Source organism: Lonsdalea britannica (genome assembly GCF_002111595.1).
In the GTDB taxonomy this organism is placed as follows: Bacteria; Pseudomonadota; Gammaproteobacteria; order Enterobacterales; family Enterobacteriaceae; genus Lonsdalea; species Lonsdalea britannica.
This window is the reverse complement of the sequence record NZ_LUTN01000002.1, coordinates 284,316-302,522: the sequence shown is the minus strand read 5'-3', so window position 1 is coordinate 302,522 and position 18,207 is coordinate 284,316. Positions and strand designations below refer to the sequence as shown.

Genomic DNA, 18,207 nt, shown 5'->3' with positions numbered 1-18,207 from the left:
GAAACTAAAACGGGATACCGTATCGAATTCGGTATCCCGTTTTCTATCAGCCGTTGCGCTTGGAAGGTGGGTTACGACGGCTTGGCGCCGCACTCACCTGGCTGTGTCGTTTTACCGCACGGCGGATCTGATGCGCCTTCATCCGACGGCGTTCACGTTCAACCGGCAGTTTGCTGACGGTTTCAGGCGGCAGCTGAACCAATTCGCGCAGGTAGTTGACGTCTTCCAACTTCATTTCAGACCAGCCGCCACGTGGCAGGCTCTTCGGCAGTTGAATGTCGCCGTAACGTACGCGGATCAGGCGGCTCACCTGAACGCCCACGGCTTCCCACAGACGACGCACTTCGCGGTTACGCCCTTCGGTTAGCGTCACGTTGTACCACTGGTTCATTCCTTCACCGCCCTGATAGCGGATGGTGCGGAACGACGCGGGACCATCATCCAGCTGTACGCCTTTACTCAGCTGTTTGATTTTATCGTCATCCACCGTGCCAAAGACACGAACGGCGTATTCACGCTCGACTTCACGACTCGGGTGCATCAAACGGTTCGCTAATTCACCGTCGGTGGTAAACAGCAGCAGACCAGAGGTGTTGACGTCCAGTCGACCGACGGCCACCCAGCGCGCGCCCTGCATTTTGGGAAGACGATCAAACACCGTCGGACGGCCGTCGGGATCGCTGCGCGTACACAGTTCCCCTTCGGGTTTGTAATACATCAGGACCCGGCATACGGTCTCTTCGGTGTCGCGTACCGTCACCACATGACCGTCGATACGGACCTTGGTCGCTTTGGTGACATCGACGCGATCGCCCAACGTGGCGATTTTACCGTCGACGCTAATGCGCCCTGCCTGAATCATTGTTTCGATTTCCCGGCGTGAACCATGTCCTGCGCGCGCCAGTACTTTTTGTAGCTTTTCGCTCATTGAGCAACCTCTGAGTGTCGCCTTCACAGGCGTCGGGGGGAGAGATGCGCCAGCGTTGAAAACGCCCACGCATGAAATTTTGCGGCGCGATTATAACTGCATTCGCGCCATTTGTATGCTGAATGTTACCAAGGTGAGGCGCGTTAAAGAAACGGGGTAATATCGCCGGTGCCTTCGCGAATCACCTCCGGCGCATCGCCGGTGAGATCGATGACCGTTGTAGGCTGCTGCCCGATGAAGCCGCCGTGAATAATCAGGTCGACCTGTTTACCAAGGTGATCCTGAATCTCTTCCGGATCGGATTCGGCGAAATCGTTGCCCGGTAACATCAGCGTCGTGGACATCAGCGGCTCGTTCATTGCCGCCAGCAATTCCAGCGCAATCGGGTTTGCCGGAACGCGCAGGCCCAAAGTTTTGCGCTTCTCATTCATCAGGCGGCGCGGAACCTCTTTCGTGCCCTTCAAAATAAACGTGTAATTACCCGGCGTGTTGTTCTTGATGAGTCGAAACGCCGCATTGTCCACGTGAGCATAGGTGGACAGTTCAGACAGGTCGCGGCACATCAACGTAAAATGGTGATTGCTGTCCAGATGACGAATGCGGCAAATGCGCTCCATCGCCGATTTGTCTTCCAACTGGCAGCCCAACGCATAGCCCGAGTCGGTCGGATAAACTATCACTCCACCTTTACGCAAGACGTCGACCGTCTGAGCGATCAACCGCGCCTGCGGATTTTGGGGATGAATATAGAAAAATTGACTCATGTACCACCTCATCTCTTCAAAACGCGAAATTCGCGACAGCGACGCTCCGCGCCCGCGTTTTCACGTGCGGCTGACGCTCACGCCGTCAGCCTGTCTTTCAGTGCCGGATGTTCCCAAACCGGTTCCACTCCGCCCGGCAACCACAGTTTTCGCCCGAGTTCTATCCAGGCGCAGGGAGAGTGAAAATCCGACCCCTGTGATCCCAGCAAATGATAGTCCTGCGCATAACGCGCCAACTGCGTCCGTTCATCGGGCGCCTGCTGACACTGCGCCACTTCCATCGCATCGCCCTGACATTCGGCAAAGTGCGCCAGCAGTCGTTTTAACCACTTGGCGCTAAGCTGGTAACGGCCTGGATGAGCCATAACCGCCACGCCGCCGGACTGGTGAATCACATCAACGGCCTGTTTTATTGTACACCACTGCGGCGGAACATAGCCGGTTTTACCCTTCGCCAGATAGCGTTTGAACACCTGGTTAATCGCCGTGGCTTTGCCTTGCTCGACCAGATAACGGGCAAAATGCCCGCGAGTAATAACCCCGCCGGCCGCCAGACGGGTGGCGCCTTCCAACGCACCGGAAACCTGCGCCTTTTCCAGCCGGGCGGCAATTTGCTCCGCGCGTTGCTGACGGTAGTCCGCCTGCTCGGCAAGCAACGTCACCATCGCGGGATGATGCGGGTCGATACCCAATCCGACGATGTGAATTTCATGATTTTCCCACAGCGTGGACACCTCAACGCCAGCGACCAGTCGCAGCGGCAGCGATTCAAGCCGAATCGTCTCTTGCGCTTCGTTCAGGCCAGCGGTGGTGTCATGGTCGGTGATGGCCAGCACGCCAACACGCATCGCCACCGCACGGCGCACCAGGTCGGCGGGTGTGAGTCCGCCGTCAGAGGCCTTGGTGTGACTGTGCAGATCGTACAGTGGGAATGAAGCAAGGAGGGAGGTTTCTTCTGACACGCAGTGCATCCATCTCGTCGGACAAAGATAAGTTCAGACGGCATGATGCCATCAATAGTCATAAAAAGGTAAGAAAGATAATCATCCTTATCCGCCCCGTTTCCCATCCATCCCGCATAATTAATTTTGTTTTCGGGTTGACTTACCCATAACGTTCCAGTTAACTAGTACACAAGTTCAGTAACGGTTTAGAGACAGACTCATGGCGATTCAATCGAAAAAATTTAGTGCTGGTTGGTGGCGTTTCTCCCTCTAAGGGCGAAACGATCGCGCATACCCAATATTTGATATGCAGCATCCTTAAGCCCGCTTAATGCGGGCTTTTTTATGGAGACAAAGGAATGACCATCATGCCAAAGACAAAACCAGTAATTGAATTATTACGCGCCGAGGCCAAGTACCGGGACGACCCGAGCGCGATATTTCATCAGCTGTGCGGCGCCAGACCCGCGACGCTGCTACTGGAATCCGCCGAAGTCGACAGCAAGCAGAATTTGCAGAGTCTGCTGATCGTAGACAGCGCCCTGCGCATCACGGCAATGGGGGCGCAGGTTTCCGTTCAGGCGCTGACGGCCAACGGCGCATCGCTACTGCCGTTACTGGACCAGGCGCTGCCGCCGGAGGTGCGGGTTGAAGCGCGTCCGAATAGCCGAGAGCTGACCTTCCCGGCCACAGACGCAATGCAAGACGAAGATGCGCGTCTGCGCTCGTTGTCAGCCTTCGATGCTTTGCGGCAGCTGCTTACACTGGTGACTTCCCCGGACAATGAACGTGAAGCGATGTTTTTCGGCGGCTTGTTCGCCTATGACCTGGTTGCCGGGTTTGAAACGCTGCCTCCGCTCAATCAGCAGCAGCGTTGCCCGGATTACTGCTTTTACCTCGCCGAAACCCTGCTGATTGTCGATCATCAGCGCCAGATCACACATCTACAGGCGAGCTGTTTACACCCAATGCCGACGAGCGTCAGCGCCTGCAACAACGTCTTGAACAGCTACAGCACCAGCTGACGCAGTCTGCGCCTGCTTTGCCTCGCCAGCACGTGGAAAGCATGACGCTGAACTGCAATCAGAGCGACGAAGACTTCGGTGACGTCGTTAGACAAATGCAGCAGGCCATCCGCCTGGGTGAAATTTTTCAGGTGGTGCCGTCTCGCCGTTTCACACTGCCTTGCCCTTCTCCGCTGGCGGCGTATCAGACGCTGAAGGAAAACAACCCCAGTCCTTACATGTTTTATATGCAGGATCAGGACTTCGTGCTGTTCGGGGCCTCTCCGGAAAGCTCGCTCAAATATGACGCGGCTAACCGCCAGATTGAAATCTATCCTATCGCGGGAACCCGACCGCGTGGCCGCCGGGCGGATGGCTCATTGGATCGCGATCTGGACAGCCGCATCGAACTGGAAATGCGCACCGACCATAAAGAGTTGGCGGAACACCTGATGCTGGTCGATTTGGCGCGCAACGATTTGGCGCGTATCTGCGAACCAGGCAGTCGCTATGTTGCCGACCTGACCAAAGTCGACCGCTACTCTTTCGTCATGCACCTGGTGTCCCGCGTGGTCGGTCAGCTGCGCGCCGATCTTGACGTCTTGCACGCCTACCGCGCCTGCATGAATATGGGTACGCTGAGCGGCGCCCCTAAAGTTCGCGCCATGCAGCTGATTGCCGAAAGCGAAAAAACGCGCCGCGGCAGCTATGGCGGCGCAGTCGGTTATTTCACCGCCCGCGGTGATTTGGATACCTGCATCGTTATCCGCTCCGCCTATGTCGAAGACGGCATCGCGACCATACAGGCGGGCGCCGGCGTCGTACTGGACTCCGACCCACAGGCCGAAGCCGATGAAACCCGCAATAAAGCTCGTGCCGTTTTGCGCGCCATCGCCAGCGCCCATCATGCCAAGGAGGTGTTCTGATGGCTGATATTCTGTTACTCGATAACATCGACTCGTTTACTTACAATCTGGTCGATCAACTGCGCGCCAGCGGCCACCACGTCGTGGTATACCGCAACATTATGTCGGCGGACGCGATCATTGAACGCCTGAAGCAAATGGACCAGCCGGTGCTGATGCTGTCTCCGGGACCGGGCGCCCCGGCCGACGCGGGCTGCATGCCTGAATTGTTGCAGCGACTGCGCGGTCATTTACCCATCATCGGCATCTGCCTGGGGCATCAGGCGATCGTCGAGCCTACGGCGGCCATGTAGGTCAGGCCGGTGAGATCCTGCATGGCAAAGCATCCAGCATCGAACACGATGGGCAGGCCATGTTCAGCGGATTAAGCAACCCGCTGCCGGTCGCCCGCTATCATTCTCTGGTGGGCAGCGATATTCCCGCAGCGTTGACCGTTAACGCACACTTCAATGATATGGTAATGGCCGTTCGCCATGACCAGGATCGTGTCTGCGGCTTCCAGTTTCATCCGGAATCTATTCTTACTGCCCATGGCGCCCGCTTACTCAATCAAACGCTGGAATGGGCTCTGGCATAAATTAAGCAAGGACACGACAATGCAAACCATACTTCAAAAGCTTTACTCTGCAGAAACGTTGAGCCGTGAGGAGAGCCAACAGTTGTTCGCGGCGATCATCCGCAATGAACTGGAACCCTCACAGCTGGCTGCCGCACTGATTAGCATAAAAATTCGTGGTGAAACGCCGGATGAAATCGCCGGCGCTGCCAGCGCGCTGTTGCAAGACGCGCAGCCATTTCCGCGCCCGGATTACCTGTTTGCCGACATCGTCGGTACTGGCGCCGACGGCACCAACAGCATCAACATCTCGACGACAAGCGCTTTCGTAGCGGCGAGCTGCGGCGTGAAAGTGGCCAAGCACGGTAGCCGCAGCGTCACCAGCCGCTCCGGTTCTTCGGACCTGCTGGCCGCCTTCGGCATTAAACTGGACATGTCAGCGGAAGCGTCTCGCCAGGCATTGGATGAATTGGGCGTTTGCTTCCTGTTTGCGCCGCAGTATCACACGGGGTTTCGCCATGCCGCGCCGGTTCGCCAGCAATTGAAAACCCATACGCTGTTTAACGTGCTTGGTCCTTTGAGCAACCCTGCGCGTCCGCCGCTGGCGCTGATCGGCGTTTACAGTCCCGATCTGGTGAAACCTATGGCGGAAACGCTGAAACTGCTCGGCTATCAGCGCGCCGCCGTCGTCCACGGCAGCGGAATGGATGAAGTCGCGATCCACGGTCCGACTCAGGTGGCGGAGCTGCGCGATGGTCACATTGAAACCTACGAACTGACCCACCGGGATTTCGGGCTGGACAGCTACCCCATGTCGGCGCTGATTGGCGGATCGCCGGATGAAAACCGGGATATGCTGGCGCGCCTGCTGCAAGGAAACGGGGAACCGGCTCACAACACCGCCGTTGCGGCCAACGTCGCGCTATTGTTAAAACTGTTCGGGCAGGAAAACCTGGCGCAGAATGCGCAGCAGGCATTGGAAGTGATTCACAGCGGTCAGGTTTATCAGCGAGTGAAAGACCTGGCAGCGAGAGGACAGTAAACCATGCAGGATACCGTTTTAACCAAAATCGTACGGGATAAAGCCGTTTGGCTCGAAGAACGACGTCAACAGCAGCCGCTGGCGGATTTCCAGTCACAGGTCGTGCCGAGCCAACGCTGCTTTTATCAGGCACTGAAACAGACTCGGCCTGCATTTATTCTGGAGTGCAAAAAGGCCTCGCCCTCGAAAGGACTGATTCGCGAAGATTTCGATCCGGCCGCGATAGCGCAGGTTTACAAAGACTACGCTTCGGCGATATCCGTGCTGACGGATGAAAAATATTTTCAGGGCAACGTCGAGTTTCTGACTCGCGTTAGCGCCGTCGTTCATCAGCCCGTGCTGTGCAAAGACTTTATTATCGATCCGTATCAGATCTATCTGGCCCGCTACTATAAGGCCGATGCGATACTGCTGATGCTTTCCGTGCTGGACGATAGCCAATACCAGCAGCTGGCCGAAGTGGCGCACAGTCTGAAAATGGGCGTTCTCACCGAAGTGAGCAACCCGCAGGAGCTGGAGCGGGCGATTGCGCTGAAGGCTCAGGTTGTCGGCATCAATAACCGCGATCTTCGCGATCTATCTATCGATCTCAACCGCACATGCACGCTTGCGCCACAACTGCCGCCGGACGTGACGGTCATCAGCGAATCCGGCATCAGCCGCTATGCGCAGATTCAGGCGCTAAGCCGCTATGCCGACTGCTTCCTCATTGGCAGTTCACTGATGTCGGAATCTGACCTGACTATGGCCGTTCGCCGTGTCATTCTGGGCGATAACAAAGTCTGCGGATTGACCCGAGCGGAAGATGCCAAAGCCGCGTTTGAGGCGGGAGCCGTATACGGCGGGTTAATTTTCGTCGCGTCATCCCCGCGTTACGTCACGGTGCAGCAAGCCTCTGATGTGATGGCCGGCGCGCCGCTGCGCTATGTTGGCGTGTTCCGTAACGCGCCGTTAAGCGACATCGCCACCGCCGCCCATGAGCTTCGGCTGACGGCAGTACAGCTGCATGGCGACGAAGATGCGGCTTACATTGCGGCACTGCGTCAGCAACTGCCTGACGACTGTCAAATCTGGCAGGCGGTCAGCGTCGGCGACGCCCTGCCTAATCTTGAACGCCCCCATGTCGATCGCATGGTGTTGGATAACGCGCAAGGCGGCAGCGGTCAGGCCTTCAACTGGCAGGTGCTGGAAGGCGCTAAGCTGGACAATGTGATGCTGGCGGGGGGATATCCCCGGATAACGCCGACCGTGCCGTCACATTCGGCTGCGCGGGATTGGATATGAACTCCGGCGTGGAGTCGCAGCCGGGTATTAAAGACGCGCGGAAAATCCAGTCGGTATTCAAAACGCTACGCACCGCGCAACAAAATCGTACTTCATTGCATAAATAAGACAGGCTGATTATGACATTACTCAATCCTTACTTCGGTGAGTTCGGCGGGCAATACGTCCCTCAGATTTTGGTTCCCGCCTTACGTCAGCTTGAAGAGGCTTTCGTCAGCGCGCAGCGCGATCCTGAGTTCCAGGCGGAATTCGTCGATTTACTGAAGAACTATGCCGGGCGGCCGACCGCGCTGACCCTGTGTAAAAACCTGACGGCAGGCACCCGCACCAAGCTGTATCTGAAGCGTGAAGATCTGCTGCATGGCGGCGCGCACAAAACTAACCAGGTCCTGGGACAGGCGCTGCTGGCCAAACGGATGGGCAAGACGGAAATCATCGCGGAAACCGGCGCGGGTCAACATGGCGTGGCGACGGCGCTGGCTTGCGCCCTGTTGGGTCTGAAATGCCGCGTGTACATGGGCAGCAAAGATGTCGAACGTCAGTCCCCCAACGTATTCCGCATGCGATTGATGGGCGCGGAGGTGATCCCGGTTCACAGCGGCTCTTCTACCCTGAAAGATGCCTGTAACGAAGCGATGCGCGACTGGTCTGGCAATTACGACAAGGCGCACTATTTGTTAGGCACCGCGGCGGGTCCGCATCCTTTCCCGACCATCGTGCGTGAGTTCCAGCGCATGATCGGCGAGGAAACCAAGGCGCAGTTGCTGGAGCGCGAAGGCCGACTGCCGGATACGGTGCTCGCCTGCGTCGGAGGCGGTTCTAACGCTATTGGTATGTTCGCCGACTTTATTGATGAGCCGTCAGTCAAACTTATCGGTATCGAACCTGGTGGTCACGGCATTGAAAGCGGAGAACACGGCGCGCCGCTGAAACACGGACGCACCGGGATCTACTTTGGGATGAAGTCGCCGATGATGCAGACGGCGGACGGTCAAATTGAAGAGTCCTACTCTATCTCCGCCGGGTTGGACTTCCCGTCTGTCGGGCCGCAGCATGCCTACCTCAATAGCATTGGGCGCGCTGACTATGTGTCGATTACTGACGATGAAGCGCTGGACGCGTTTAAAGCCCTGTCCCGCCATGAAGGCATTATTCCTGCGCTAGAGTCTTCGCACGCGCTGGCGCATGCCTTGAAAATCATGCAGGCCGACCCCGAAAAAGAACAGATTCTGGTCGTCAACGTGTCTGGTCGCGGCGACAAAGACATTTTCACAGTACATGACATTTTGAAAGCTCGGGGAGAGGTGTAATGGAACGCTATCACACACTGTTTCGACGTCTGGCAGAGAAAAAAGAAGGCGCTTTCGTTCCCTTCATCACGCTGGGCGATCCTTTTCCTGAAATGTCGTTGCGCATCATCGATACGCTGGTCGAATCCGGTGCTGACGCGCTGGAACTGGGGATTCCGTTTTCCGACCCGCTGGCAGACGGCCCGACTATTCAGGGCGCCAACCTGCGCGCGTTGAAAGCGGGCGTCACGCCGGACCACTGTTTTGACATTCTGGCAGCCGTTCGACAGAAGTATCCGCAACTGCCCATCGGACTGCTGATGTATGCAAATCTGGTGTTCAATAATGGCATCGATGCTTCTACGCGCGCTGCGCGCAGGTCGGCGTGGATTCTGTGCTGGTGGCGGATGTGCCGCTGGAAGAGTCGACACCGTTCCGCACCGCGGCCATGCGTCATGAAGTCGCGCCGATTTTCATCTGTCCGCCGAATGCGGATGACGATCTGCTCCGCGCCATCGCTTCGTTCGGCCGCGGCTACACCTATCTGCTTTCACGTGCGGGCGTGACCGGTTCGGAAAACCGTGCCGAGCTACCGCTGAATCACCTCATCGACAAACTGACCGAGTACCACGCGGCGCCGCCGCTGCAGGGATTTGGTATCTCTGAACCGTCTCAGGTTGAGCAGTCGTTGAAAGCGGGAGCCGCCGGGGCAATCTCCGGTTCCGCCATCGTGAAAATCATCGAGCAATATCAGCAGCAGCCGGAAGACATGCTGAAACATCTGGCGAATTCGTCAGCCGGATGAAAGCGGCGACCCGCCAGCCGCGTTAAGCGATATCACGTCCCCTCGCGTTGGGGAAAACGATCCACAGGCAACGTCCATCACGTTGCCTGATTTTTTCATTAGCCTCTGCCATTTTCTCACGCTCTTTGCCTTCTCCCTGCCAAATGTGAGCGGCTAACCGAGCGCATTTCGAAGTGAGAGCGGAGGCAAAGCTTGTTGCCGACATACCGATATCATACGGCCGCCGCAGACTGATCGTCAGATGGCTACCGTTGGCTCTGAACCCATCACATCGTTTTAACTGGCGTTCAATGGCTGGCCATGAGTCATTCCTAACACCGCCAACGTTGCGCAACCCGACATCAATCACGGACTGATTTAACGACGCACGTCATAAAGAGACAGAACGTGCTTTGCACAAAAATCCCCCTGCCCAATTTCCCGATTCTGCAGTAGATTTTTATTCTTAACCCAAATTTAATCGGTCGCAGACCGTGGGATGATTCGATGGCAGAAAGTATGAATCCGTGTATGCAGTGCGGCGCCTGCTGCGGTTATTTTCGTGTGTCGTTTTATTGGGCCGAAGGCAACGATGCCGCGGGTCAGGTTCCGATTGAACTGTCAGAACCGTTAACCCCATTCTTGCGCTGCATGCAGGGTACCAACAGCAAGACCCCGCGTTGCTCTGCATTGGAAGGCACTATCGGCGAGTCCGTCAGCTGTCGCATCTATGCCAACCGCCCTTCGCCCTGTCGCGAATTTGCGGCGTCAGGAGAAAACCAACGTCCGAATGACGCCTGCGATCGGGCGCGAGCCCATTACGGCATGCCGCCGCTGACGCTCAGGGATATAATCCCGCAAGCGGAAGAAAGTTTGGAATAAAAAGAATTAGATAGTTGAGGTCGCTGTCGGGGTGCCACTGTCTTGCCGAACCGGTTACAATTAGCGATTAACGACTGAGTTTTATCGCCAACCTTTTTGCCAAGGAGTTGTCATGCCTATCACGGCCAGTACATTGTACCGTGACACAATGAATTTCACGCGTAACCAATTCGTCAGCATCCTCCTGCTGTCGCTGCTGGCATCGCTTATTACCGTTGTTTTGGGGCATCTGTTTACTCCGGGAAGTGAACAACTGCAAATACTCAACGATTCGAATATTGACCTCTCCGCAGGCGAACAGCTGGGTCTTAGCGATCTCATTCAGCAAATGTCCCCTGAACAGCAAATGGTCTTGTTGAAAGCCTCTGCGGCAGGCACGTTTGCCTCTCTGGTGGGCAATACATTACTGGTTGGCGGTTTACTGCTGCTGATTCAGATGGTCTCTGCTGGCACGCCGACCAGCGCATTGCGAGCCATCGGCGCATCGCTGCCGATTTTACCGCGGCTTCTGCTGCTAATCCTGATCTGCACCCTGCTGATTCAGTTAGGCATGTTGTTTTTGATTGTCCCGGGAGTCCTGCTGGCGATCGCGCTCAGTTTAGCGCCAGTGATTAGCGCGACGGAAAAGCACGGTATCTTCGCTTCCATGCGTTATAGCAGCAAACTGGTGTTCGCCAATTTCCGCATCACCGCCCCAGCTGTAGTGCTGTGGCTAGTCGCTAAAGTGGTCCTGCTGCTGCTGGTTGCGCGTCTGCCGTTGGCGGCCCCTACCGTGATAGCTATCGTCATCAACGGCCTGAGCAACTTTATTTCTGCACTGCTGCTCATTTATCTGTTCCGTCTCTATATGCTGCTGCGTAACTGAGACCGGCTCGCCCTCCCGGCGGCCTGACTCTGCGAACGATTGTAATTAACTGCAAATTATTACGATCTGACAGACGCATTCACACCGGGAGCGGCGATAATACGCATTGAGCGCCAGCCGCTGGCTGGCATTCATCAATGCATCTTAAGTATGGAATCCCTCGATGAAGCAACTTCTTGATTTTCTTCCCCTGGTGGTGTTTTTCGTTTTTTATAAGCTTTACGACATTTATGTCGCTTCCGGCGCGCTGATGGTATCGACCACGCTTGCTCTGGCAGTGAGTTGGTTTATCTACCGCAAAATCGAAAAAATGATGCTGGTCACGTTTGCGATGGTGATGATATTCGGGACGCTAACGCTGGCTTTCCATAATGATGAGTTCATCAAGTGGAAGGTGACGGTGATTTACACGCTGTTCGCGTTAATTCTGCTGGTCAGCCAGTTCGTCATGAAGAAAAACGTGATTCAGCAAATGCTGGGAAAAGAGATCACACTGCCCCAGCAGGTTTGGGCGCGAATCAATGTCGCCTGGGCGGCCTTCTTCTTCCTGTGCGGGCTGGCGAATGTGTATGTCGCGTTCAGACTGCCGCAAAGCACCTGGGTAAACTTCAAAGTTTTTGGATTGACCGGTGCTACATTGGTATTTACCTTACTCTGTGGGGTCTACCTCTACCGTCATTTACCCGCAGACAAAAAAGCGGCGGAAGAGAACAGCAAAAACGACCACCATCCTTGAATTTTAACAACACCTTACCTGGATGATGTATTGAACCATTTATGAGCAATCAAGACTTTTTACCCCACGGGGAGCTGGTGTTACGCACCCTGGCGATGCCTGCCGATACCAATGCCAACGGCGATATTTTCGGCGGCTGGATCATGTCGCAAATGGATATCGGCGGCGCTATTCTGGCCAAAGAGATCGCTCACGGCCGCGTGGTGACCGTGCGTGTCGACGGCATGACCTTTTTAAAACCGCTGGCGGTGGGCGATGTGGTTTGCTGCTATGCGCGCTGTCTGAAGACCGGCCGCAGCTCCATTAATATCAACGTTGAAGTCTGGGTGAAGAAAGTATCTTCCGAGCCCATCGGCCAACGTTACCGGGCGACAGAAGCGTCGTTCACCTATGTGGCGGTGGACGAAGCAGGAAAATCACGGGAACTGCCTGAGGGGAAAAGCCATTTTACCGCAGAAAACCTTTAATAATTAGTTAGACAACGGGCACCCTCAGGTGCCCGTTTTTCATTAAACCTCACAACGCACAGATAGGCTCTCGCATCACTCCATCGCCGCCCCGCCATTGATTTTAAAGACAATCGTTACTACCAGATTATTAGATGGCTTGTTCTCTTCATATCGCCATTTCCGCATCGCCTGACGGATATCGCGCTCAAACATGTTTTTCGGTTCGGCAGACAGGATACGGATGTCGCTGACGCGCCCCGACCCATCGATATCAAATTGAACCTTCACCCGGCCTTCTACCCGCAGGGCAAAGGCGCGAGCTGGATATTCCGGCTGCGTGCGGCTCAACGGCAGAGGTCCGCTCACGGGTGCACTGGCCACGGGCGCCTGACGAACCGGGGCATTGTTAGGCGCCTTCGTCGGTTCATTGCTGGTGAAAGGCGATTCCTTCGGCTCTTCAACCGGCTTCGGACTTTCCTTTTTCTTCACCGGCTTGGGTTTCGGCTGCGGTTTAGGCTTCGGTTTAGGTTGCGGCTTGGGTTCAGGAACCGCAACGGGAACGGGTACAGGCTCCGGCGGCTGAATTTCAGGCTCGGGTTCAGGTTCAGGCTGGGGCGGCGTCGGCGCGCTTTCCGGCTGAGGCGCAGGCGCGGCATCAACCGGCGCCGGAGCAACCAGCGTCATGGTAATAGGCTGTGGCGCCTGCTGCACCGTCGCCGAGCGGTTAAGCGAAGCATAAAGCATGGCTGCGATTAAAGAACCGTGAAATGCCACGGAAACGATCACAGGCCATGAATAACGGCGGGTAAGGAAATTCTTTTTTTGCGGCATAGTATTACGGTGTCCTCTCAGGCCGCATCAAGTTTAAATGCAAATAGCAATCATATTCAACATGAAGCCTTCTAATTGTAAAAATAAACCCAAATCCAGAAACATTCATTTGCAAACTCAAGGGGTTGCCCTTCTCCTGACATACCGTAAGATGAACAAACAAAACGCTTCCCGACAATGATAGAGGTCAATATGTTCTATGTTATCTTTTCAACTGACGCCGCAGGCACTTCAGAAAAACGTCAGGCGTCGCGTCCAGACCATCTTGCACGCCTGCAAACGTTGCGCGATCAGGGTCGTTTGTTCACTGCCGGTCCGCTACCGGCCGTAGACAGCAACGATCCGGGCAGCGCCGGTTTCACCGGTTCCGTGGTGATTGCCGAATTCCCTTCCCTGGCGGAAGCCAAAAGCTGGGCGGATGCCGATCCCTATGTCGCCGCAGGCGTGTATCAACAGGTCATCGTCAAACCGTATAAACAGGTATTCTAATCGACCCACGCTTTGATTCGATATTCAACGCGAAAATCCCACAACGCTGATGAACGCCTGCGACGAGCTGACGTCATCAAACCTGTGGGATATCCCGTTCATTCCAGCTTTCCCTCACCAGCCTGACATCCCAATATCGCGACAGCCTGTAAGAAACCGCCTTCAAGTGACAACGTCACCTGCCGGGTCAAGTTTTTCATTATCAATCGTCTCGGGATGTCTACAGCGACAAGCCCAGTATCTCTTATCAAACGGCAAATTATCACGCGTGAAGCAATGCTAACCCTATGAAATAATTTGGTCATTAAGCAATGGTACGGTGGCGATACTATCTTTTTTGATTGAAGAGACCTATCACCATGCAGCTCGCCTATCGCACCGTAACGGACTATTCCGCAGACTGTCGCAGTTCCGCCCCAGCTTTCTTTCCGGCCTGATCTTGATCATCGGTTTATTTTCCCTACTGCAGCTGCTGTCCATCGGCGTCCTCTCGCAGACCGTGACACAGGTAAAGCAAGGCAGCCACACACAGGATATTCAGGGACAACAACAGGCATTGATGGATCAGACCCGCATGGAGGTCATGAACGCCAGCGATAAACTTAACCGGGCGGGCATTTACCTGCTTTATGATAAGGAGAGTGGCTCGGTTGGCAGCTGGCAGAGCCTGATGGAAGAAGCCGAAACCTCATTAAAACTGGCGAAGTCGCACTATCAGCAGTTAATGAACGCGGTGCCTTCCGACCAGCGCGACGCGGCGTTTTCCGAGTTGACCACCCATTATCAGCAGCTTTACGACGGTCTGGTTGAGTTAGCGCAAGGCATTAAACAGACCAACGAAATCGATATTTTCTTTGCGGTGCCCATTCAGGCTTATCAAAATATGTTCACCCAAAGTTATGCCAGATATCTCAAGGACAGCGATCAGCGTCAGCAGCAAACCGCTCAGCAGTTGATCGGTCAGTTGGACCGGACGCAAACCGTGTTTATCGCGGTGCTTGCCGCCCTGCTGGTGATTGCGGCGCTGGTGTGGTCCGGCGTGACGCGCCTGATCGTCCGACCGCTGCACCATATCCACCAGCATCTCCAAAACATTGCCGCAGGCGACCTTTCTCAACCGCTGACGCAAAGTGGTCGCACTGCACGGGAGATTAATCAGTTAAGTCAGAGCATTATCGTGATGCAGACCGGGCTGGTCACCCTGATCGATCAAGTCCGCGAAGGAATGGAAACGATGTTGGGCCACGTTGCTCAGGCCAATGACGACAACCAAAAACTATCAACGCAGGCCGAATGTCAGTTCAAAGAACTGCGCGCGGCGACAGAACACGTTGAGGAACTTAACCAGCACTTGGAAAAACACGAGCGGCATACGCAGCAAGCCAGTAGACACGCCGAAGAAACCAGCCACATCGCCGGAAAAGGCGAGAAAATGATGGACGACGTCAGGGTCGCCATGCGGGCAATATCCGATCGCAGCCAGCAAATGACCGATGTCATCAGCCTGATCGACAATGTCGCCTTCCAGACGCATATCCTGTCATTGAATGCGGCAATCGAAGCCGCACGGGCGGGCGTTCAAGGACGTGGTTTCGCGGTTGTGGCGCGTGAAATCGGCACATTGGCGTCACAAAGCAGTCACTCGGCGCAGAATATCAACGCCCTGATCAGTCAATCGGATCAGAGCGTATCCAGCGGTGCGCAGCGAGTTAATCAACTCAATGACAGCTTGCAGAACATTATTCGCGCGGCGAGAGAAACGAGTTCGTTTCTGAATGAGATAACGACGATTGCGCAGCAACAAAACCGCAGCATTCACGAGGTCACGCATCGCATTAGCTCATTGAATGAATCCGTGAAGCAAAATGCCGGTCAGGTCGCCGCGTCGGCCGACACCTTCTCGTCGTTGTTACAGCAGGCGGCGCAGTTAAATAGCGCCGTCTCGGTGTTCCGTTTGCCGGAACCCTCGCAGAATGAGGTGGATTATTCCGCGCCAGAACGACACGCGGTGTCAAATGCCAGCGTTATGGCAGACGGGCATCCATCGGAGCCTCAAGCCAGAGTTAGCGTTTTGTCGGTGAAAAACCCAATCGCGTCAGCGGATTACCATTCGTAGGCGACGGCGTAGAGCAGCGCACGGCGCTGTTTCTTCTGCTGTAAATAGCGAGCGGAGTGGATATGACGATAGCCGCGGGACTGGGCCTCTAGCCAGCGGCGTCGGCGGCGCTGAACCTGGCGTTGCATACGCCAGCGGCTGACTTCGTTAGGGCTGCGTTTCATGGAAGACTCTTTTTGTCAGAAAGCGGAACGCCGCACATTATACGCCCCCGACCGCATCATCCAAGTCGTCTTTGCGTTTTTCGCCCCGTATTGCCGTCAGTCGTCGCCTATTCTATTCAGACTCAAGACATTTCCTCTTTCGGTCAACTATGCGTACACTTTGCTGATAAGCATTCGCTGAAGGGAACGGTGCGCTTTGCCATGACTACTTTTTATACGGTATTGAGCTGGATGTTGGTATTCAGCTATTGGCTGTTAATCGCCAGCGTCACGCTGCGCATTTTGATGAAACGACGGACTGTTCCCTCCGCCATGGCCTGGCTGCTGGTGATTTTTATCCTTCCGCTTTTTGGTATCGTCGCCTATCTGTCTTTCGGCGAACTGCATCTGGGTAAACAACGCGCCGAACGCGCTCGCAAAATGTGGCCCTCCACCGCAAAGTGGCTGCGAGAACTCAAAAGTTACAGCCGAATTTTCGCCACCGAAAACAGCGAAGTCGCGAGCGCCCTGTTTCAGCTTTGCGAGCGACGTCAAGGGATCGCCGGCGTCAAAGGCAACCAGCTACAGCTCATCACCTCCTTTCCAGACACCATCAAAGCCTTGGTGCGCGACATTGAACTCGCGCGCAACAATGTTGAAATGGTGTTTTATATCTGGCAACAGGGCGGGCTCGTCGATGAGGTCATGGCCGCGTTGCAGACGGCGGCGAAACGAGGCGTCCACTGCCGTATTCTGCTGGACTCCGCGGGCAGCAGAACCTTTTTGCGCAGCACGTATCCGGACATCCTGCGCACCTCGGGCATTGAGGTGGTTGAAGCGCTGAGGGTCAATATTTTCCGTGCATTCCTGCGCAGGATGGATCTGCGCCAGCACCGCAAAGTCATTCTGGTCGACAACCGCATCGCCTATACCGGCAGTATGAATATGGTCGATCCCCGCTACTTCAAGCAGGAGGCTGGCGTCGGACAGTGGATCGATCTGATGGTCCGCGCGGAAGGGCCCGCCGCCACGACGATGGGCGTGATTTACAGCTGTGACTGGGAGATGGAGACCGGTAAACGCGTGCTGCCGCCGCCGCCGGACGTCAACATCATGCCGTTTGAGCAAGAGAGCGGTCATACCATTCAGGTCATTGCCTCCGGGCCCGGCTACCCTGAGGACATGATCCATCAGGCGCTGCTGACCTCCGTTTACGCCGCCCGCCGCCGTCTGATCATGACGACGCCCTACTTCGTTCCCAGCGACGATCTGCTGCACGCCATCTGCACGGCGGCGCAGCGAGGCGTAGACGTCAATATCATCGTGCCGCACAAAAACGATTCGGTTCTGGTGGGATGGGCCTGTAAAGCCTTTTTCAGCGAACTGCTCAGCGCCGGGGTAAAAATCTATCAGTTCCAGGGTGGGTTGCTGCATACCAAAAGCGTCCTGGTCGACGATCAGCTGTGTTTGGTCGGCACCGTCAATCTCGACATGCGCAGCCTGTGGCTCAATTTTGAGATCACGATGGTGATTGACGATGCGGACTTCGGCAACGACTTGGCCTGTGTGCAGGACGACTACATCGCCCGTTCGCGCCGGCTGGAAGAAGGGAAATGGCAAAAGCGGCCCTATTGGCAGCGCATTGTTGAGCGCCTGTTCTACTTTTTCAGCCCGCTGCTGTAAACCCCGTGCCCTTCATGGTCTAATAACACGCCTTGTGGATGAATAGGACTGTCTCATGGATTTAAATAACCGCCTGACTGAAGATGAAGCGCTGGAGCAGGCATATGACATCTTTCTGGAGTTAGCCCCGGATAATCTCGACCCCGCTGACGTCTTGCTGTTTAACCTGCAGTTTGAGGAGCGCGGCGGCGCCGAACTGTTTGACCCGGCAGAAGACTGGCAGGAGCACGTCGATTTCGATCTGAATCCGGACTTTTTCTGTGAAGTTGTGATCGGCCTGGCCGAAAGCGAAGACGCGGAAATTAATGATGTGTTTGCTCGCGTGCTGATTTGCCGCGAAAAAGACCATAAGCTGTGCCACATTTTGTGGAAAGCGTAATCCCTCTTTTTCAGTGTCACTCCGGCCTGAATCAGGCCGCCAACGTCGCCGCAAGCTAAGCCTCTTTCCTACTCTGCAACATAGCAGGCGCTGTGCGGCGATAGCCTCTCCCT

The 18,207-nt window shown here is 55.5% G+C and carries 14 protein-coding genes, 4 pseudogenes and 1 other annotated feature; of the genes and pseudogenes, 13 read left to right on the top strand and 5 right to left on the bottom strand.

Features of this window, described 5'->3' with window-relative positions:
- Nucleotides 1-46: 46 nt before the first annotated feature.
- The 3 genes from rluB to rnm all read right to left on the bottom strand — a co-directional run bounded on the left by rluB (nucleotide 47) and on the right by rnm (nucleotide 2,663).
- Nucleotides 47-928: a 23S rRNA pseudouridine(2605) synthase RluB gene (rluB, locus tag AU509_RS02830; RefSeq protein ID WP_085651354.1), complete on the bottom strand. Its 882-nt coding sequence runs from the start codon at nucleotides 926-928 to the stop codon at nucleotides 47-49.
- Between the two features lie 143 nt (nucleotides 929-1,071).
- Nucleotides 1,072-1,692: an L-threonylcarbamoyladenylate synthase gene (locus tag AU509_RS02825; RefSeq protein WP_085651355.1), complete on the bottom strand. Its 621-nt coding sequence runs from the start codon at nucleotides 1,690-1,692 to the stop codon at nucleotides 1,072-1,074.
- Between the two features lie 77 nt (nucleotides 1,693-1,769).
- A complete protein-coding gene (gene rnm, locus AU509_RS02820) occupies nucleotides 1,770-2,663 on the bottom strand; it encodes an RNase RNM (protein ID WP_094117597.1) in 894 nt (297 codons plus the stop codon).
- Between the two features lie 220 nt (nucleotides 2,664-2,883).
- Nucleotides 2,884-2,983: a sequence feature (Trp leader region), on the top strand.
- A 21-nt stretch (nucleotides 2,984-3,004) separates the two neighbouring features.
- Here rnm and AU509_RS02815 point away from each other — a divergent pair.
- From AU509_RS02815 to yciA, 9 genes and pseudogenes are all read left to right on the top strand, one after another.
- Nucleotides 3,005-4,566, top strand: a pseudogene (locus AU509_RS02815) (anthranilate synthase component 1).
- Nucleotides 4,566-6,164, top strand: a pseudogene (gene trpD, locus AU509_RS18440) (bifunctional anthranilate synthase glutamate amidotransferase component TrpG/anthranilate phosphoribosyltransferase TrpD). The pseudogenes AU509_RS02815 and trpD overlap by 1 nt, the downstream one beginning before the upstream one ends.
- Nucleotides 6,165-6,167: 3 nt before the next feature.
- Nucleotides 6,168-7,555 (top strand): annotated as a pseudogene (gene trpCF / locus AU509_RS02800) (bifunctional indole-3-glycerol-phosphate synthase TrpC/phosphoribosylanthranilate isomerase TrpF).
- 9 nt (nucleotides 7,556-7,564) lie between these two features.
- Nucleotides 7,565-8,758 (top strand): tryptophan synthase subunit beta, encoded by a 1,194-nt coding sequence (gene trpB, locus AU509_RS02795; protein WP_176223446.1) that lies wholly within the window; start codon nucleotides 7,565-7,567, stop codon nucleotides 8,756-8,758.
- Nucleotides 8,758-9,568 (top strand): annotated as a pseudogene (gene trpA, locus AU509_RS02790) (tryptophan synthase subunit alpha). Before trpB ends, trpA begins: the two are co-directional and overlap by 1 nt.
- A 460-nt stretch (nucleotides 9,569-10,028) precedes the next feature.
- Nucleotides 10,029-10,403 carry a YkgJ family cysteine cluster protein gene (locus tag AU509_RS02785; protein ID WP_094117594.1) on the top strand — a complete coding sequence of 125 codons (375 nt, stop codon included), beginning with the start codon at nucleotides 10,029-10,031 and terminating at the stop codon, nucleotides 10,401-10,403.
- 112 nt (nucleotides 10,404-10,515) lie between these two features.
- A complete protein-coding gene (locus AU509_RS02780; protein ID WP_094117593.1) occupies nucleotides 10,516-11,268 on the top strand; it encodes a YciC family protein in 753 nt (250 codons plus the stop codon).
- A gap of 163 nt (nucleotides 11,269-11,431) precedes the next feature.
- Nucleotides 11,432-12,004, top strand: coding sequence for a septation protein A (locus AU509_RS02775; RefSeq protein WP_094117592.1), 573 nt, complete (start codon nucleotides 11,432-11,434; stop codon nucleotides 12,002-12,004).
- 41 nt (nucleotides 12,005-12,045) lie between these two features.
- Nucleotides 12,046-12,471, top strand: coding sequence for an acyl-CoA thioester hydrolase YciA (gene yciA, locus AU509_RS02770; RefSeq protein ID WP_026742465.1), 426 nt, complete (start codon nucleotides 12,046-12,048; stop codon nucleotides 12,469-12,471).
- Nucleotides 12,472-12,546: 75 nt separating this feature from the next.
- Here the strand turns inward: yciA and tonB are convergent, their stop codons facing one another.
- A complete protein-coding gene (tonB, locus tag AU509_RS02765; RefSeq protein ID WP_094117591.1) occupies nucleotides 12,547-13,284 on the bottom strand; it encodes a TonB system transport protein TonB in 738 nt (245 codons plus the stop codon).
- A 192-nt stretch (nucleotides 13,285-13,476) separates the two neighbouring features.
- Here tonB and AU509_RS02760 point away from each other — a divergent pair, with 192 nt between their 5' ends.
- Together AU509_RS02760 and AU509_RS02755 are read left to right on the top strand one after the other, a co-directional pair.
- Nucleotides 13,477-13,773 (top strand): YciI family protein, encoded by a 297-nt coding sequence (locus tag AU509_RS02760; protein WP_094117590.1) that lies wholly within the window; start codon nucleotides 13,477-13,479, stop codon nucleotides 13,771-13,773.
- Between the two features lie 319 nt (nucleotides 13,774-14,092).
- Nucleotides 14,093-15,889 (top strand): methyl-accepting chemotaxis protein, encoded by a 1,797-nt coding sequence (locus tag AU509_RS02755; protein WP_254901503.1) that lies wholly within the window; start codon nucleotides 14,093-14,095, stop codon nucleotides 15,887-15,889.
- Here AU509_RS02755 and AU509_RS17785 read toward each other — a convergent pair.
- On the bottom strand, nucleotides 15,877-16,053 hold the full coding sequence (locus tag AU509_RS17785; protein ID WP_099045355.1) for a YciY family protein: 177 nt from the start codon (nucleotides 16,051-16,053) through the stop codon (nucleotides 15,877-15,879). The genes AU509_RS02755 and AU509_RS17785 overlap by 13 nt on opposite strands.
- 201 nt (nucleotides 16,054-16,254) lie before the next feature.
- Here AU509_RS17785 and cls point away from each other — a divergent pair, with 201 nt between their 5' ends.
- Together cls and AU509_RS02745 are read left to right on the top strand one after the other, a co-directional pair.
- Nucleotides 16,255-17,715: a cardiolipin synthase gene (cls, locus tag AU509_RS02750; RefSeq protein ID WP_085651368.1), complete on the top strand. Its 1,461-nt coding sequence runs from the start codon at nucleotides 16,255-16,257 to the stop codon at nucleotides 17,713-17,715.
- Between the two features lie 55 nt (nucleotides 17,716-17,770).
- Nucleotides 17,771-18,094 (top strand): HI1450 family dsDNA-mimic protein, encoded by a 324-nt coding sequence (locus AU509_RS02745; RefSeq protein ID WP_085651369.1) that lies wholly within the window; start codon nucleotides 17,771-17,773, stop codon nucleotides 18,092-18,094.
- Nucleotides 18,095-18,207: the final 113 nt, after the last annotated feature.

Coding starts and splice junctions, on each gene's coding strand:
- rluB (WP_085651354.1), bottom strand. CDS start 928: ATGAGCGAAAAGCTACAAAAAGTACTGGCGCGCGCAGGACATGGTTCA.
- AU509_RS02825 (WP_085651355.1), bottom strand. CDS start 1,692: ATGAGTCAATTTTTCTATATTCATCCCCAAAATCCGCAGGCGCGGTTG.
- rnm (WP_094117597.1), bottom strand. CDS start 2,663: ATGCACTGCGTGTCAGAAGAAACCTCCCTCCTTGCTTCATTCCCACTG.
- AU509_RS02785 (WP_094117594.1), top strand. CDS start 10,029: ATGGCAGAAAGTATGAATCCGTGTATGCAGTGCGGCGCCTGCTGCGGT.
- AU509_RS02780 (WP_094117593.1), top strand. CDS start 10,516: ATGCCTATCACGGCCAGTACATTGTACCGTGACACAATGAATTTCACG.
- AU509_RS02775 (WP_094117592.1), top strand. CDS start 11,432: ATGAAGCAACTTCTTGATTTTCTTCCCCTGGTGGTGTTTTTCGTTTTT.
- yciA (WP_026742465.1), top strand. CDS start 12,046: ATGAGCAATCAAGACTTTTTACCCCACGGGGAGCTGGTGTTACGCACC.
- tonB (WP_094117591.1), bottom strand. CDS start 13,284: ATGCCGCAAAAAAAGAATTTCCTTACCCGCCGTTATTCATGGCCTGTG.
- AU509_RS02760 (WP_094117590.1), top strand. CDS start 13,477: ATGTTCTATGTTATCTTTTCAACTGACGCCGCAGGCACTTCAGAAAAA.
- AU509_RS17785 (WP_099045355.1), bottom strand. CDS start 16,053: ATGAAACGCAGCCCTAACGAAGTCAGCCGCTGGCGTATGCAACGCCAG.
- cls (WP_085651368.1), top strand. CDS start 16,255: ATGACTACTTTTTATACGGTATTGAGCTGGATGTTGGTATTCAGCTAT.
- AU509_RS02745 (WP_085651369.1), top strand. CDS start 17,771: ATGGATTTAAATAACCGCCTGACTGAAGATGAAGCGCTGGAGCAGGCA.